The organism is Nocardioides koreensis (assembly GCF_039531775.1).
Lineage (GTDB): Bacteria > Actinomycetota > Actinomycetes > Propionibacteriales > Nocardioidaceae > Nocardioides > Nocardioides koreensis.
Genome location: NZ_BAAAQR010000002.1, coordinates 440,049 through 456,406, shown reverse-complemented (window position 1 = coordinate 456,406; position 16,358 = coordinate 440,049). Strand labels below are relative to the sequence as shown.

Annotated in this window: 14 protein-coding genes; 3 read left to right on the top strand and 11 right to left on the bottom strand. The window is 73.3% G+C overall.

Annotation, left to right across the window (positions count from 1 at the left end; genetic code table 11):
- Positions 1-342: 342 nt before the first annotated feature.
- The gene (locus ABD268_RS06290) at positions 343-822 is read left to right on the top strand and encodes a GNAT family N-acetyltransferase (protein ID WP_344149174.1); all 480 of its coding nucleotides are present in this window, start codon (positions 343-345) and stop codon (positions 820-822) included.
- Positions 823-858: 36 nt separating this feature from the next.
- On the opposite strand, the gene ABD268_RS06285 is transcribed toward ABD268_RS06290, so the two are convergent.
- The 5 genes from ABD268_RS06285 to ABD268_RS06265 are packed head-to-tail and all read right to left on the bottom strand — an operon-like array spanning position 859 to position 8,451.
- A complete protein-coding gene (locus tag ABD268_RS06285; protein WP_344149172.1) occupies positions 859-1,356 on the bottom strand; it encodes a DUF427 domain-containing protein in 498 nt (165 codons plus the stop codon).
- 24 nt (positions 1,357-1,380) lie between these two features.
- The gene (locus ABD268_RS06280; protein ID WP_344149170.1) at positions 1,381-4,431 is read right to left on the bottom strand and encodes an ABC transporter permease; all 3,051 of its coding nucleotides are present in this window, start codon (positions 4,429-4,431) and stop codon (positions 1,381-1,383) included.
- Entirely contained in the window at positions 4,428-6,704 is a 2,277-nt protein-coding gene (locus tag ABD268_RS06275; protein ID WP_344149168.1) for an FtsX-like permease family protein, read from the bottom strand. Before ABD268_RS06275 ends, ABD268_RS06280 begins: the two co-directional genes overlap by 4 nt.
- On the bottom strand, positions 6,701-7,537 hold the full coding sequence (locus ABD268_RS06270) for an ABC transporter ATP-binding protein (RefSeq protein ID WP_344149166.1): 837 nt from the start codon (positions 7,535-7,537) through the stop codon (positions 6,701-6,703). The genes ABD268_RS06275 and ABD268_RS06270 overlap by 4 nt, the downstream gene beginning before the upstream one ends.
- Positions 7,534-8,451, bottom strand: a complete 918-nt coding sequence (locus ABD268_RS06265; RefSeq protein ID WP_344149164.1) for an ABC transporter ATP-binding protein — start codon at positions 8,449-8,451, stop codon at positions 7,534-7,536. Before ABD268_RS06265 ends, ABD268_RS06270 begins: the two co-directional genes overlap by 4 nt.
- Before the next feature lie 155 nt (positions 8,452-8,606).
- Between ABD268_RS06265 and ABD268_RS06260 the strand changes: the two genes are divergently transcribed.
- Entirely contained in the window at positions 8,607-9,896 is a 1,290-nt protein-coding gene (locus ABD268_RS06260; protein ID WP_344149162.1) for an MFS transporter, read from the top strand.
- Between the two features lie 13 nt (positions 9,897-9,909).
- Here ABD268_RS06260 and ABD268_RS06255 read toward each other — a convergent pair whose 3' ends face one another.
- On the bottom strand, positions 9,910-10,413 hold the full coding sequence (locus ABD268_RS06255) for a mycothiol transferase (RefSeq protein WP_344149160.1): 504 nt from the start codon (positions 10,411-10,413) through the stop codon (positions 9,910-9,912).
- 61 nt (positions 10,414-10,474) lie between these two features.
- On the opposite strand from ABD268_RS06255, the gene ABD268_RS06250 reads away from it, so the two are divergent.
- Positions 10,475-11,461, top strand: coding sequence for an LLM class F420-dependent oxidoreductase (locus tag ABD268_RS06250; protein ID WP_344149158.1), 987 nt, complete (start codon positions 10,475-10,477; stop codon positions 11,459-11,461).
- An 8-nt stretch (positions 11,462-11,469) separates the two neighbouring features.
- Here ABD268_RS06250 and ABD268_RS06245 read toward each other — a convergent pair whose 3' ends face one another.
- The 5 genes from ABD268_RS06245 to ABD268_RS06225 all read right to left on the bottom strand — a co-directional run bounded on the left by ABD268_RS06245 (position 11,470) and on the right by ABD268_RS06225 (position 16,218).
- Complete coding sequence (locus ABD268_RS06245) at positions 11,470-13,170, bottom strand: ABC1 kinase family protein (RefSeq protein ID WP_344149156.1); 1,701 nt, start codon at positions 13,168-13,170, stop codon at positions 11,470-11,472.
- A gap of 170 nt (positions 13,171-13,340) precedes the next feature.
- Positions 13,341-13,874, bottom strand: a complete 534-nt coding sequence (locus ABD268_RS06240) for a GNAT family N-acetyltransferase (protein ID WP_344149154.1) — start codon at positions 13,872-13,874, stop codon at positions 13,341-13,343.
- Positions 13,875-13,877: 3 nt separating this feature from the next.
- On the bottom strand, positions 13,878-14,741 hold the full coding sequence (locus ABD268_RS06235) for a PHP domain-containing protein (RefSeq protein ID WP_344149152.1): 864 nt from the start codon (positions 14,739-14,741) through the stop codon (positions 13,878-13,880).
- 164 nt (positions 14,742-14,905) lie between these two features.
- Entirely contained in the window at positions 14,906-15,610 is a 705-nt protein-coding gene (locus ABD268_RS06230; protein ID WP_344149150.1) for a class I SAM-dependent methyltransferase, read from the bottom strand.
- A gap of 137 nt (positions 15,611-15,747) precedes the next feature.
- On the bottom strand, positions 15,748-16,218 hold the full coding sequence (locus tag ABD268_RS06225) for an SRPBCC family protein (protein ID WP_344149148.1): 471 nt from the start codon (positions 16,216-16,218) through the stop codon (positions 15,748-15,750).
- Between the last annotated feature and the right edge of the window lie 140 nt (positions 16,219-16,358).

Sequence of the window (16,358 nt, the reverse complement as noted above, 5' to 3'; positions counted from 1 at the left end):
CTACGTCGGCAACGGCCGACCATCAGGACCGCGTCCGAAGCACCCCGAATCGTCACCGAAGTCCTGACACATCAAGTGTCACCAATGTCCTGATGCAGAACTGTCACCTATGTCCTGAGACATCACAGATCGGGCCGAGCAATCCCGCGCCACCCGAAGGCCGGAAGGCGACCGCAACCACCCGCGATCCGCTCCCGTAGCTGCCGATACCGCAACCGGAGACGACCGGCGAGCCCGCAGACCGCCGCAACCAGCCGCGGGGCCCCGTAGCTGGGAACGACCGCAACGCGAGGCGACCCGCATGCCGACTGCGCGGCCCCGAGCTCTGGCACCATCTCGGCCATGCAGCCGCTGGCAGAGCTTCGTACGTCCTCGGGCACGGCCACGCTGCGGCGGGCAGCACGGGAGGACCTGCCTGCCATCGTCGGGCTCCTGCTCGACGATCCGCTCGGCGCTGGGCGCGAGGGAGCCGAGCTGACGCCCTACGTCCGGGCGTTCGACGCCATCGACGCCGACCCGGCACACCTCCTGCTCGTGGCGGAGGCCGGCGGGCAGGTGGTGGCGACGATGCAGCTGACCTTCCTCCCCGGACTGGCTCGCCGGGGAGCGCGCCGGGCCCAGATCGAGGCGGTGCGCGTCCACGCCGACTTCCGCGGCAGCGGGCTCGGCAGGGCGCTGATCACGTGGGCGACCGGGGAGGCGCGTCGGCGCGACTGCGCGCTGGTCCAGCTCACCAGCGACAAGCAGCGCCCCGACGCGCACCGCTTCTACGCGAGGCTCGGCTTCGTCGCGTCGCACGAGGGCTTCAAGCTCGCCCTTTGACCCGGCCGCCGGCGAACGGGCCGTCCACGCGGCCCGCTACCAGCCCGACGTACCCGGCTCCCCCTTGAACGGCCCGACCACCCGACTGGTCACCCAGCCGCCGTAGAAGGAGCCCGGCTGCGGCAGGACCGTCTCACCGTCCACCGAGCAGCGGTCGACGAGGCCGGGCATCACCGCGACGGCACCCGCGAGCGGCTCGAAGCCGGGGGTCGGCGACAGGTAGGTCCAGGCCGCGCGCGGCGCCACCCGGTCGCCGGCGACGAGGTCGAAGTACGACGCAGCCCCCTTCCACTCGCACCACGTGGCACCGCCGGTCTCCCGCAGCACGCCGGGCTCGAAGGCGTCGCGCGGCAGGTAGTACGTCGGGGGGTGGCTGGTCTCGAGCACCCGCCAGGAGTGCGACGACGCGGCGATGACCCAACCGCCGAGCTCGACCTCGATCCGCTCGGCACTGGTCTCGAGGTGCGGCGGCCGGGGGTAGTCCCACACCGACTCCTGACCGGGTCCGGGCCGTGCGGGGACGGGCTGCCTCATGCCCCCGAACGTAGACGGTCCCGGTCAGCGGGCGTTCTCCCGCAGCGTCGAGCCCCGGGCGCCCCGGACGGTCAAGCCGGCGCTGGCGAGCGCCACGGTCCCGAAGATCAGCGCGGTCAGCAGCGCCAGCACGACCAGCCGCTGCCAGTCCACCGCCGCGATCAGCGCCGGGGTGGACAGGTCCTCGACGTAGCCCAGCGTGACCGTGCGCAGCACGACGTACTGGGCGAGCGTGCCGGCCGCGAGCCCGGCGAGGGCGGTGCCCCCGAGGACCACCGCGAACTCCCGCACGACCGCCGACATCACCGACCGCCGCGTCACCCCGACGACCCGCAGCGACGCGGCGTCGCGACGGCGCGCGGGCAGCTGCACGGCGGTGCTGACGAAGAGGCCCGCGAGCGCCATCAGCAGCACCAGCAGCGCGACGACGGCGTACAGCCGCAGGGTCAGCGCGTAGGCGCCCTGGTCGAGCGTGTTCCGCACGCCGGCGAGCGTCGTGGTCACCGACGCGCCCCGGTCCTGGAGCCCCCGGACCACCGACGCGGGGGTGTCGTCCCGGGCGAGCACGTAGACGGTGGCCTTCTGCTCGTAGACCGCGCGGTCGGTGGTGAGCATCGTGTAGTCGATCATCAGCCCGCTCGGCCCGAGGAACGGCACGCTCTGCGAGGTGATCACCGGGTCGACGGCGAACTCGTTCTCGCTGGTCTCGGAGAAGCTGCCCGACGCGGCCTCGGTCGACGCGTCGACGCCCCGCACCACCGGCAGCGCCGCGGGGATCTCGCCGGACGAGAGCTGCGCGATCGCCTGCTGGCCCTGCGTGTCGAGGTCGATCTCGAGCCCGTCACCCGCCGCGGTGACACCGGTGACGGCCCCCGTGGACGTGGAGTCCTGGGCACGGGTCCAGCCCGCGCCCTCGATGCCGCCCTCGACCGGAGCGCCGTCGGCCTCGACCGAGGTGACCCGCAGGGTGCCCTCCATGCTCGTGGGCAGCCCGGCCGGACCACCGACGGTGAGCGCCTCGAGCCGGCAGCCGCCACGGCAGTACGCCGCGTCGACGGTGGCGCTGCCCTCGCCGGGCCCGAACGGGCCGAGGTAGGCGAAGTGCGGCCGGTCGCCGGGCACGTCGAGGCGCAGCCGGACGAACAGGTCGGAGCCCGACTCCACCTGGTTGTCGAGCGTGATCCCGACCCGGCGGCCGGCGACGGTGGGCACGGTGGCCCGCAGGCCGAGCTCGTCGGCGATGTGCGCGGTCGAGACCCCCGGCGTCCACTGCTCCTGCCACGAGCCGACCCGCGCCAGCCGAGCCGTGTCGACGACCGTGAACGTGGGGCCAAGGGTGTTGAGCCGGCTGGCGGCCATGAGCCAGCGGCCGTCGGGATCGAGCTCGTGGGTCAGCGCGACGGTCTCGTTCATCGGCAGCGGCGAGGTCCACACGACCGGCGCGGGCGCGGCGGTGGCGGCGACGCTGGCGCGCCACTGGCCGGCCGAGTCGTAGACGCCCGCACCGAAGACGCAGATCGCGATCGCCGCGGTCACCGGGAGGATCACCAGGGTGCCCTCCTGACGGCGGCTGATCGCGCGGGCGGCGACGAAGCCGGACAGCGAGCGCGTCGTACGCCGGGCCCGCGTCCACCACGTCGCCCCGGCGGCCGTGATCCGGGTCGCCGCGATGCCGGCCACGACGGCGAGCAGGACCGGCAGCACCAGGTCGGTGACGTCCGGTTCACCCGGCTTGCCGGCCGAGAGCTTGCTGGCCAGGACGGCGACCGCGAGCGCGACCAGCGCCAGCTGGACGACCAGGCCGGTGCGCGAGGTCTCCTGCGGCCGGCGTACGCCGGTGAGCTGGTCCGACAGCGACACCCGCAGCACCAGGCCGACCGCCAGCACGGCGACGCCGATCGAGGCCAGGGCGACGAGCAGCCCGGCCAGGACCGCGGTGGCCGGGAACGGCAGCGGCAGCCCGGGCACCAGCCACCAGCGCACCAGGCCGAGCGCCAGCCCCACGCCGATGAGCCCCCCGGTCGGGATCGACAGCAGCAGCAGCGTCATCGGCTCGGAGAGGCCGAGCGCCCACATCCGGCGCCGGGGCAGGCCGCGCAGCGAGGCCAGCGCCAGCTCGGGCAGCCGCAGGTCGGCGGCCGCCATCAGCAGGCGGAGCAGCAGCGCGAGCGCGACGAGGACCAGCGAGATGACGGCGGGCGCCACGGAGTTCTTCGCGGTGCGCTGCTGGCCGCGCGCCTCGGCCACGATGCTCGAGATGTCGTTGATCGACTCGCCGCGCAGGGTGCCGCCCTCGACCTGCTTCGCCGGACCGTTCAGGCCGACGGCCTCCCGCTCGGCGGCCTGGACGTCCGCGAGCTGGAGGTCGGCCGGCACCTGGAGCCGCCGGTCCACCCGGAGGCTCCACTGCCCGGCGGGGATCGTGTCGAACGTGGCCGGGGCCGTGACCAGCGGTGCCGGCCGGTAGGGCTTCGACCCGGTGCGGGTCTCCTGCGGCGGGAAGCTGGCGAACCGGGCCGTCTGGAACCAGAAGTCCGCCTCGTCGGCGGGGACGCGGTAGCCGCCGACCAGGGTGACCGTGCCCAGGTCGGGGCCCAGGTCGATCTTCTCGCCGATCGGGAGCTCGGTGAGGTCCCGGTCGCCGGCGAGCATCAGCACCTGGCCGGGCTCCGTCGGGCACTCACCCTCGATCTCGAGGTGGTCGCACGCGCCGTCCTTGGCGGTCAGCATCACCTCGGCACCGCCGAGCGCCGGGACCCGCTGGCTCTCGAGGACGGTCTGCGGGCCGGCGAACGGGCCCCGGACCGCCGCGGTCGCGGCCTCGCCGGCGCGGCGTACGGCCTGGTCGACGTCGCCGTCGAGCTGGCTGCCGGGCTGGAAGCGCCACGAGAGGCCGGTCAGCTCGTTGGGCGCCTCGTCGAGGCGGGTGACGAGGTAGGAGTTGGTGACCGCGACCTGGAAGATCGGGCCGAGCACGGCGGAGCCGATGGCGAGCGCGGTGAGCAGCACCGAGCCCGCGGAGAGCAGGGCGCGGGCGCGGAGCCCGCGGACCACCGTGGCCAGGAGCGTCCTCATGCTGCACCTTCCTCACGCAGGATGGCGGGCCGGCTCGCCTCGGGCCGGACCGCACGGCCGCGGCCGGCGACGGCGGCCACGACCAGGAGAGCGACCAGCGTCGCGATGCCGACCGGCCACCAGGCGACCCCGGTCTCGAGCGGCACCGCGTGGTCGGGGACTGTGACGAGCGGGAGGTGCGCGAGCAGCAGGCGTACGGCGGCCACGGCTCCGGCCACGGTCGCGAGGGCCGCGGCGACCGTCAGCCACAGCACCTCGACCCGGCCGGAGCGGCGGAGCAGGCCCTGCCCGACGCCGATGGCGCGCAGCGCGGCCACCTCACGGGTCCAGACGGCCCGCTGGCGGGCCACCGCCGCGGCGAGCACCAGCAGCGCGACCAGCACGCAGAAGACGGCCATCAGCGAGTACACCCGCGCCTGGGCCGCGCCGGAGGCGCTGGCGGTGTCCTCGTCGGCCGCGGCCAGGGTACGCACCCGGTGGCCGGCGGCGTCGGTCAGCGCGGACAGCACCTCGGCGGGCGTGTCGCTGCGGGCCAGCACCATCACCTGGGCGACCGGCACCGTGGGGGGTGCCCCCGCGGCGGCGCGGGGCAGGTCGGCCAGCAGCCCGTCGGCCTCGACGAGCGGCAGGCCCGGCAGCCGGTCGAGCACCTCGGCGGGACGCTCGTCGCCGCCCGGCGAGTCCACCAGCGGCTTGCCCTCCCAGGTTGCGGTGTCGGTGGCGAGGACCGGGGTGCGGGGGCCGACGGTGTCGGACTGGGCGGTCAGCGGCTTGGACGTGGCGGGCGCGAGCAGCCCCTCGTCGACCACGACGGGAGAGGTGGGCTCGCCGAACCAGTTGCGGGCGCTCGTCTTCCAGTGGCCGGCCAGGGCGTCGACGCCCCCGAAGTCCAGCGCGGTCAGCACCCACGGAAGCGTGGTGTCGTCGGCGGTCCGGGCCAGGGTGACCGCCGTGACAGCGCAGCCGACGTCGCAGCCCCGCAGCGGGGCGCTGGCCGTGGCCTCGTCACCCGACCGGTCGACCTCCATCCGGAGGGCAGCGCGCTGGGCGTCACCGCTGGAGTCGAGGTAGTCCACGAGCACGCGGGGACGCATCGTCCCGGTGCGCCGGGCGCTGACGCCGCGGACGGTCGCGGTGACCTCGTCCCCGGTCGCCACGGAGCCGTCGCCGCCACCGAGGTCGGCCACCCGCTGGGACAGGCCGGCGGCGGGGGTGCCGTCGTAGAAGTCGCCGAGGACCGCGTCGTACCGCGCCGTGTCGAGGAACGCCCGGCGGGCCGCGACGCTGCCCTCGCCGGGCACGAGCACGGCGGCCATCAGCCACCGGCCGTCGGGGTCGAGGTCGCGGGTCAGCTGGAGCGCGCCGACGGCGTCCTCGTCCACGGGGACCTGCAGCGGCGCGCCGGTCCGCAGCCGGGCGGTGTCGTCGGTCCAGTCGTCGACCTCGGACGCGCCGGTGAGGGCCAGGGCGGCCACGACGGACGCGGCGACCAGGACCCGGATCGGCGTCGCGGCGTCCGCGACCCGGGCCAGCCGGCGTACGGCCAGGAACCCGGAGAGGGCGCCGTTCGCGGTCCGCGCGACGGCGAGGCGGGCGACCACCCGGATCAGCCAGACGACGACCTGGCCCACCGCGAGGCCCACCAGGGCGGGGCCGGCCAGCACGACCCAGTCGGGGTCCCCGGAGTCCAGGGAGCCCCGGTACACCGCGATCACGGCGGCCGCGACGATCAGCACGTTCGCGAAGACGGCGGCGGTGGAGGCGCCACGCGGGCGGGAGGCGACGCTGACCTGGTCCGAGAGCGGTTCGCGGAGCGCACCGGCCATGCCGGTGAGCACGGCCACGAGCCCGACCACGACGATCCCCGCCCCGGCGAGGAGGGCGCCGGCGCCCGGCAGCAGGGTCGAGGAGTCGGCCCAGGCCCGCGCCGCGACCCAGGCGCCGACCGCGCCGAGCAGGGTGCCGGCGAGGCCGCCGGCGAGCAGGACGAGCAGCGGCTCGACCGCGAGCAGCCGGTACAGCTCGCCGCCCTGCAGGCCGCGCAGGCGGGCCAGCGCGATCTCGCCGCGGCGGGCGTTCGCGAGCTCCCGGCCGGTGGCGGGCACGGCGACCGCGCCGAGCAGCAGGAGCGGTACGGCGAGCATCGGCGAGGTGCCGGCGTGGTCGGCGAAACCGATCACCGTGACCGCACCCGCGACGACGACGGTCGTCAGCAGCAGCAGGGGCAGCAGGGTCCCGCGACGCGACCATGCTCCCCGGAGGGTCCGGATCATGCGTCCGAGGGTCGGCGGAACGCGGCGTCCGACTCGGCCCGGTGCCGCGGCAGGGCTGCCGGGACCGGCTCCCCCTCGACCGGCTCGGGAGCCAGGACCGCGGGGGCGTCCTCGTCGAAGTGCGGCGGGGCCGCCTCCTCGATGAGCCGCCGCTCCGGGTGCGCGAAGTGAGCGAGGTCCACCGCCGCGACGTGGTCGGTGAGCCGGCCCTCGTCGATGACGTAGTGGCGGTCGCAGGCCCCGACCACGGCCGGGTCGTGCGTGGCGACCACGACGACCGCGCCGCGGTCGGCCTCCTTGCGCAGCTCGCTCAGCACCAGCCCGCGGTTGCCCTCGTCCAGCTCGGAGGTGGGCTCGTCGGCGAGCAGCACCTCGGAGCCGACGCACAGGCCGCGCGCCAGCGCCACCCGCTGCATCTGGCCGCCGGAGAGCTCCTCGACCTGGCGGTCACCGAGGTCGGCGATGTGGAAGCGGGCGAGGGCCGCCTCGGCGCGCTCGTCGGCCTCTGCCGGCTTCACGCCGCGGGCCCGCAGGGCGACCGAGACGTTCTCGCGGGCGGACAGGATCGGCACCAGGCCGTAGACCTGGAGCACGAACGCGACCTCGGGCCGCGGGTCGCCGGTGCCCTGCCACATGGGCCGGCCGTCGTACGTCGCGCTCCCGCTGGTCGGCTCGATCAGCCCGCCGGCGACGGAGAGCAGCGTGGTCTTGCCCGAGCCGCTCGGCCCGGAGAGCGCGGTGACCTCACCGGCACGGAAGGCGATCTCGATGTCGTCGAGCAGCGTCCGGGAGAGCACGTAGCTCACCCCGGAGATCTGCAGGTCCTTGCTCACCGGTCACCCTCCCAGGTGTCTTCGGGGTCCCGGTCGGAGGGACGCGAGACGACGAGGCGGTCGAAGTCCTCGGGCTCGATGCGCACGAGCGTGCCCTGCGGCCACTCCGCCGCGAGGTGGGTCGGCAGGTGCACGACGCCCTCGGCGCCGATCACGACGTACTCGGCACCGTCGCGACCCTCGGCGCCGACGCGGCCGCCCTTCATGGTCACCGTGCGCGGGAACGTCGCCGCGACCTCCGGCTGGTGGGTCACCACGACGATGGTGGTGCCGAGGTCGTCACCGAGCTCGTGGAGCAGCTCGATCACGTGGTCGCGGTCCTCGTGGCTGAGCTGGCTGGTCGGCTCGTCGGCGAGCAGCAGCTGCGGTGAGGTGGAGACCGCGCAGGCGAGCGCGAGCCTCTGCCGCTGGCCGCCCGACATGGTGGAGACGACCTGGTCGGCCTGCTGCTCGAGCCCGACCCGGCCCAGCAGGTCGGTGTCGAGCAGCGCGCCGCGCCGCTCGGCGGAGGACAGCGCGAGCCGGGCGAAGGCGATGTTCTGGCGGGCGGTCGCGTAGGGCAGCAGGTTGCGGGTCGAGCCCTGCAGCATCGTGCTCACCCGGCGCGAGCGGATGCGGGCGAGGTAGCGCTCGCCCATCCGCGAGATCTCGTCGTCGCCGAGGAAGATCCGGCCGGCGCTCGGCTTCTGGATGCCGCCGAGCAGGGTCAGCAGGGTGGACTTGCCCGAACCGCTCGGCCCGAGGAAGGCGACCCGCTCGCCCGGCTGGATCGTCAGGTCGACGCCCTGGAGCGCGACGACGTCGTGACCCTCGAAGGTGCGGTACAGGTGCACCACGCCCTGGCAGCGGATGCCCACGCCACCCGGTCGTCCCAGCTCACCGATGTCCAGCCCGTTGTCGGCCTCGGTCTTCACCGCTGTCACTCTCACACTCCCCCACTCCGATGCACAGGACACCGTATGGCCGACGTCAACGCAATTGATGCGAATCGTTCGTTAGGCGGTTGTGACTCTCCGGGGAGCGGACGCGCACGCGCTGTCATGCGGGGGTCGGCGTAGGTTCTGGACCCGTGCGAGTGAAGTTCCGGGGCCTGGTCGCGGACACGCGACCGCTGAGGAACGAGCACTTCCGCCGGCTGTGGCTGGCCAACATCATCACCGTCGTCGGCGCCCAGCTGACCGTGGTGGCGGTGCCGGCCCAGATCTACGCCGAGACCGGCTCCTCGGCGTACGTCGGGCTGACCGGCCTGTTCGGCCTGGTGCCGCTCGTGGTCTTCGGGCTGTGGGGCGGCGCGCTGGCCGACGTGGTGGACCGGCGCACGCTGCTGATCTGCACCACCTCGGGCCTGATCGCGACGAGCGCGCTCTTCTGGCTGCAGGCGGCCGCGGGCGGCGTGGACGTGTGGCTGCTGCTCGGGCTGTTCTCGGTGCAGCAGGCGTTCTTCGCGGTCAACCAGCCGACCCGCAGCGCGGTGCTGCCGAAGATCCTGCCGCTGCCCCTGCTGCCGGCCGCGAACTCCCTCAACATGACGATCTTCCAGGCCGGCGCCATCGCCGGGCCGCTCGTCGCGGGGACGCTGATCCCGGTGCTGGGCTTCTCCTGGCTCTACCTGATCGACACGGTCACGCTCTTCGCCACGCTCTCCGCCGTGGTGCGGCTCCCCCGGCTGCCGGTCGAGGGTGGTGGCACCGGGACCCCCGGGCTGCGCTCGGTGGTCGAGGGGCTGGCCTACCTGCGCGGCCACCCGGTGCTGCTGATGTCGTTCGTGGTCGACCTGGTCGCGATGGTCTTCGGCATGCCGCGGGCGCTGTTCCCGGAGATCGCGCACGAGGCGTTCGGCGGTCCGGACCGGGGCGGGCTGGCCTTCGCCCTGCTGTTCGCCGCCATCCCCGCGGGTGCGGTGCTCGGGGGGATCTTCTCCGGCTGGGTGTCCCGGGTCGACCGGCAGGGCCGCGCGGTGATCGTGTGCATCCTGGTGTGGGGCGTCGCGATCATCGGGTTCGGCGTCGCGGTGGGCCTCGCCGGCCGGGCGCCGGGCCCGATGCTGGCGGTGTCGGTCGCGATGCTGGTGCTCGGCGGCGCCGCCGACATGGCGTCCTCGGCGTTCCGCAACAGCATGCTGATGACCGCGGCGACCGACGCCGTGCGCGGCCGGCTCCAGGGCGTCTTCATCGTGGTGGTGGCCGGCGGCCCGCGGATCGCCGACGTCGCCCACGGGGCGAGCGCGGCCGTGGTCGGCACCGCCGCGGCGGCCGCGGGCGGCGGCGTGCTCGTGGTGGTCGGGACGGTCCTCGCGGCGCTGGCGGCGCCGGCGTTCGTCCGCTACCGGCTCAGCCGCGTGGTCCGGGACACGGCCTGAGACACCCCGGCGGTCAGGCGCCGAGCAGGCCCCGGACGTACGCCGCCTGGCCGAGGTGCTGGGCGTCGTCGTTGACCACGCTGACCAGCCGGACCCCCAGCGTCACCGGCGGGTCCCACCGCTCGTCCACGACCCGGTCGAGATCCTCGGGGGCGAGGCCCTCGACGTAGCGCAGCGTCTGCTCGTGCACCGCGGCGAGGTACGCCGCGAGCCGCTCGGCGTCGACCCGCACGTGGGCGACCTGCTCGCTGGAGTGGCCGTAGCCGATGTCGGAGGCGTCGAAGGGCAGTCCGAACTTGTCGTGGAACCCCTGCGCCGTCCACACCTGCTCGAGGCCCGCGACGTCGGCGACGTGGTCGTCCTGCACCCGGGCGAGGTGCCAGACCAGCCAGCCGATCGGGTTGGCGTCGGGGCCGGGCCGGTGGGCCAGCTGTTCCTCGTCGAGACCGTCGACGACGTCGCGGCCGACTTGTGCGATGCGTCCGAAGGCGTCGGCCAGGAGCTCGGAGGGAGTCATGCTCCGAGGGTAGGCGGGGTACGAGCGTGGCCCAACCGACCGGTGCCCCGAGGAGGACCTGGTGACGAGCTTCGGCTACACCCTGATGACCGAGCAGAGCGGCCCGCGCGAGCTGGTGCGCTACGCGACCGGCGCCGAGGAGGTGGGCTTCGACTTCGAGGTGATGAGCGACCACTACTCGCCGTGGCTGACCGAGCAGGGGCACGCGCCGTACGCCTGGTCGGTGCTGGGCGCCGTCGCGCACGCCACCTCACGCGTGGGGCTGATGACGTACATCACCTGCCCGACGATCCGCTACCACCCCGCCGTGGTGGCCCAGAAGGCCGCGACCGTGCAGCTGCTGTCCGAGGGTCGCTTCACGCTCGGCCTGGGCAGCGGCGAGAACCTGAACGAGCACGTGGTGGGCGCCGGCTGGCCGGCCGTCGACGCGCGGCAGGAGATGCTCCAGGAGGCCATCGAGATCATCCGGCAGCTGCACACCGGCGAGCTGGTCACCTTCCGGGGCGACCACTTCGACGTCGACTCGGCCCGGGTCTGGGACTGCCCCGAGGGCGGTGTCCCGCTCGCGGTCGCCGTCGCGGGTGACAAGGGCGTCCAGCGGTTCGCCCCCCTGGGTGATCACCTGATCGCCGTCGAGCCGAGGGCCGACCTCGTCTCGTCATGGAGCGCCGTGGCCGGCGCGCCACGGATCGGGGGCTCCGCCCGGGCGATCGGGCAGATCCCGATCTGCTGGGACCCCGACCGGGACGCCGCGGTGAAGCGGGCGCACGAGCAGTTCCGCTGGTTCGCCGGCGGCTGGAAGGTGAACGCCGACCTGCCGACGCCCGCCGGCTTCTCCGGCGCCACCCAGTTCGTCCGGCCCGAGGACGTGGCCGAGTCGATCCCCTGCGGTCCCGACCTGGACGCCATCGTGGAGTCGGTCAGCTCCTTCTGGGAAGCCGGCTTCACCGACATCGCCCTGGTGCAGATCGGTGACGAGAGCCAGGAGGCGTTCCTCCGCGAGGCCGCCGGGCCGCTGCTGGAGAAGCTCCGGGCGGCCTCGAGCTGAGCGTCCGGTCAGCTCGCCCGGTCCCCCGAGGTCAGGGCGGCGGGTGATCCCTGCCGGGCGGCCCGGGCGACCTTGCGGTCGGTGAGGACGATCGAGAGCCCCAGGGCGACCCCGGCCAGGACGGCGAACATGAAGAAGCCCATCGCGATCGCCGGGTAGCCGAGGAGCTCGTGGTCGCTCGGCACCCGCATCATCAGCGCGGCCCCGAGCACGGTGGCCGCGATCACGATGCCCAGCGTCACCCGGTTGGCCACCCGCTGCAGCACCGTGTGCAGCTGCTCCTCGTCGATCGCGCGCACCCGCATCGTGAACTCACCCTCAGCAAGCGCGTCCAGGATCCGGTTGCCGCGCTTGGGCAGCAGCGAGGTGAACTCCTTGGCCTCGATCGCGGCGGCCATGATCCCGGCGGGGCTGACCTTGAGGCCGCTGGCGAGCAGCTCGCTGAGGTTCGAGCGGATCGCGGCGGCCGGGTCGAAGTCCGGGTCGAGGTGCAGGGTGGCCTGGTCGAGGTTGAGCAGCGCCTTGCCGATCATCGACATCTCCGCGGGCGGTCGCAGCCCGTGCGCGCCGGAGATCCGGCTCAGCTCGACCAGCACCGTGCCGGCCTGCTGCTCGGGCCCGGCCGCGGCCGCCTCCGAGACCAGGTGGGCGACCTCCCCGCGGAAGGCGGCGGCGTCGTACTCCTCGAGCGGGTGACCCATGCCGGCCAGCACCGCCGCGGCCTCCTCGCCGTCCCCGTCGCCGATCGCCAGCAGCAGCTTGGTGACCTTGTCCTGGAGCCGCGGCGGGACCGACGAGACCATGCCCAGGTCGAGCAGCGCCAGGCGGCCGTCGTCGGTGAGCATCAGGTTGCCGGGGTGCGGGTCGGCGTGCAGCACGCCGTGGTCGAGCATCAGCCTGAGGTAGCAGCTGAACAGCTGCTCCACCATCGGCCCCGCGTCGACGTCGAGCAGGCCCAGCGGCCCCACGTCGGTCACCTTGCGCCCCTCGATGCGCTCCATCGTGAGCACCCGCGACGACGAGTGGTCGAGGATCGCCTCCGGCACCACGAGCAGGTCGTAGCCCTTGGTCAGGTCGCGGAACTTCAGCAGGTTGCGGGCCTCGCGGCGGTAGTCCAGCTCGCCGGCCAGGGACCGGCGGAACTGCTCGAGCAGCTGCTCGAAGCCGAAGCGCTTGCCGGCTGCGGTGTGCTTGTCCGCGAGCCCGGCCAGCCGGGTCAGGGTCTCCATGTCGTCCCGGGCGACCTCGCGGGCGTCGGGGCGCTGGACCTTGACCACGACCTCGCGGCCGCTGGGCAGGGTGGCCCGGTGGACCTGGCCGAGGGAGGCCGCGGCCAGCGGCTCGCGCTCGAAGTCCGCGAACAGGTGTCGGACCTGTCCCCCGAGCTCCGTCTCGACGATCTCCTCGACCTGCTCGTAGGGGAACGGCTCGGCGCTGTCCTGGAGCCGGGCCAGAGCGGTCGTGTAGACCGCGGGCAGCAGGTCGAAGCGCGTGGAGAGCAGCTGGCCGAGCTTGATGTACGTCGGGCCGAGCTCCTCGAGGTCGCGGGCGAACGCCTCGGCCTTCGCCTCGTCGCCCATCGGGGGCTCCTCGTCGAAGGAGAACTCGTCCAGCCCGGCCCCCGCGACCAGGTCGGAGCGGCCGTGCCGGACGAGCAGCCGGGCGAGTGCGGCGTACCGGCCGATGTTGCTGGTGCTGAGGGGTGCCATGCCGCCAGCATGCCCTCCGCCGCGGTGGCGCCAACCAGGGCCTCCGGATGAGCCCGGTCACGTTGCCGCCGAGGTCGGTGAGGGGCGCCGGCCAAGGTCGGCGCAGCGGCATGTGGATGCGTCACGGGCTACCCCCGCGGGCGTGCTGCTGATCCGGTTGTCGACCGGCCTCACCAGGCGTCGCCGGGTCGGTCCTCGCAGGTCACGCTCGTGGAGAGGTCTGGGACGGCGGACGGGTCCTGGCGCAGGATCATGAGCCCGCCATGCTCATCGTCGGGGACCACGCCCGTGGCCGCCTGCGTGTACGAGAGCCCGCGCCACCGCTCCCACCCCAGCAGCTCGTAGAAGCCCGTCGCGCGTCCGGTCGAGAGCAGCGCAACCGGCCAGCGGGAGCAGATCTCCTCCTGGAGCCTCTCCATGGTTCGCCGGCCGATGCCTTCCCGCTGGCGCTCGGGATCGGTGGCCACGGCCTCGACGTAACCGACGGTGAGCCAAGGCCGGTCTCCGAACCTGATCCGCCGAGGTACGGCGCTGGCGTGCCCGAGGACGCGGTCGTCCTCGCGAGCCAGCACGTGCACGCCGCCATAGGCATGGTCGGCGTCGTCGTCGCTGAAGCGGTCGCCGAAGGCCCGGTCCCAGAGCGTCCGCAGCGCCAGTCGGGTCGCCCCGTCGATCTGGTCACTGTCGACCACGACGACCTCCACGCCTTACGCCTTGACCCAGAATGCGCGGGGATCGTCGCCCGGCCGGAAGTCGGCCGCCCCGGCGATCTTCACCGCGTCGGCAAAGCCCCGAGCCAGCGAGCTGGGGTCGTGCGCGTCGCTGGCGAAGGTGATGGCCTCCCCACCCTCCTGCCGCCACCACCTCAGCACCACGGGATGCAACGGCACCCGTGTGTTGACCTCGAGGACCTTGTCGGCGGCGGCGAGAGCGCGCAGCACCTGACGGTGCTCCTCCTCGAAGTCGTGAGGGTCGTAGGGCGCACCGTCGGTCGGCCAGTAACGGACCGGGTAGTCGATGTGCGCGAGGATCTCGAAGCCCTCGAACTCCTCGACCAGCCGCAAGGTCTCGAGGAGGTACTCGCGCACGACTGCGTCGGGCGCCTGGTCGCTGTAGCGGACCGACACGTCGGTGAAGGTCGACCCGCCGTGGAGGCGGGCGGAGTGCACCGAGGCGAGCACCCGCTCGAAGCCGCCTCGGTCGAGAAGGGACTTCGTCCGGTCTGCGTGCCAGTGGGGTTCACTGAGCTCGACGCCCGAGTGGATGCGCAACCCGGGGTAGCGATCCCTGCAACGCTCCAGACACTGTCGGTAGCCGTCCAGGTCAAGGGGCGGCGGGGTGAACTGGTCCCCACTGACCAGGTGCTCCCAGTCCTCCGGGACCTGCGTGCCGGCGGGGAGCGTCCACGGGGTCAGGTCGGCGTGCTCCGTGAAGGCGACCGACGGCAGGCCGAGCTCGACCGCGCGCTGGCACGTGCGCTCCATGCTGCCTTCCGGCGCGTCCCACGACCACTCGGTGTGCACGTGATGGTCGGGCGGCAACGCCGCGCCTTCTTTCCCCGGGGCAGACACAAGCGGCATCCTCACCCGCGCCCCGGGCGGGCCGTCAAGGCCTGTCACCCGCGACGCGGGTGGTCCAGCGCAAGAAGGCCACGGGTGGGGGCCGGTGAGCACGCCGGTCGATCACCGTTGTACGACGACGAGTGCCCGGAGCCTTCCCGCGGCACCAGGCTCGGTCAGCCGGCAGCAACCGCGCGCACGTACAGGAAGACCGGCTGCGTGGTCAGGACGCGGCGCATCCGCGGGTCACGGATCTCTCGTCCGTCGTCGTGTGGGACGGGCTCTTCGACCGCGTCGATGACGAACCCGGCAGCGAGGAGCGGTGAGAACACCGCGGAGACGGGACGACGCCACATCTCGGCGGGGACACGAATGCCGTCGACGTCCCATTCCTCCTCGATGAGCTCCGTGCGGTGATAGTTGCTCCGATCCGAACGCAGCCACCCCGTGATGGGATGGTGGATCGACATGACCAGGGCGCCTCCCGGACGCAGGCAACGACGAACCTCGGCGAGGACAGGGTTCCAGTCAGGCAGGTAGTGCAGCACCAGGGAGGCCACCGCGACATCGACGCTCGCATCCGCGACCATCGTCAGCGGCGTGCTGAGGTCGGCCAGGTGGATGCTGGCGCGTTCGCCCAGACGCTCCCGGGCAAGACGGACCATCTCTTCCGACCGATCCAGCGCGGTGACGTGAGCACCGCAGTCCACCAGCTGCTGGGTCAGGTGCCCGGAAGCACATCCGAGCTCGAGCACATGCTGTCTGACGACAGGGCCGGCCAGCTGCAGGATCGTCGGCCGGTCGTAGTCGGCATTGGGCGGTCCGAGCTCGGACGACCGGTCGTATCGCTCAGCCAGCTCGCCGTAGATCCTGTCGCTCACCGCCGCAGACTGCCACGCGCGCCATAGTGAGCCGACTGACGGGTGAACGCACGGGACGGCATCGTCGTCGACCTGGCCGCCGTCGCCGAGAGTGAGAGCTCGGGTGTCGCTTCCCTGACCTGTCGCCAGAGTGGTCCTCAGGCTCGACCGGACTCGATGTACTGCTTGAGTCCCACCCAGTTCCGGCGCTCCCAGCCCGGGCCGACCAGGGCAAGGACGGGAGACATCACCCGCCACGGGCCGACCAGGACCATGTCCCAGTCCCACCGCAGTCGCGTCCCGCCGTCCACCTCCTCGAACGACAGCGAGCCGTCGACGTGCAGGTACGACGAGCGCACGACGTGGTGCAGCCGATGCGGCCTGCCGTACTCCACGACCTCGAGGGTCATCCTGCCCCTGGCACCCATGCCCCTGGGCTCGGCGACGAAGCGTGTGCCACTCCCCACCGGTCCCTCGCTCAGCTTCTCGGCGCGGACGATCCGTGGGTTGTACCTCGGCTCGTTGCGCTCGTCGGCGACCAGGTCGAAGACCTCTTCGACCGGCGCGTCGATGGAGACCTCTCCGGAGATGTGCGTCACCGCGAATGCTCCTCCCGGTCGATTGCTCATGGGCGCCAAAATTTTACCCTGCAGGCCTTCGCTCACTTGTTCGAAAATAATACAATGGAGTTGTCAGCGTGATCGCGGCACGCGGTGAGGGAAGGGTGTCATGGCGACAGGCACGTGGGAGGCGGTACGGCGACACCCGG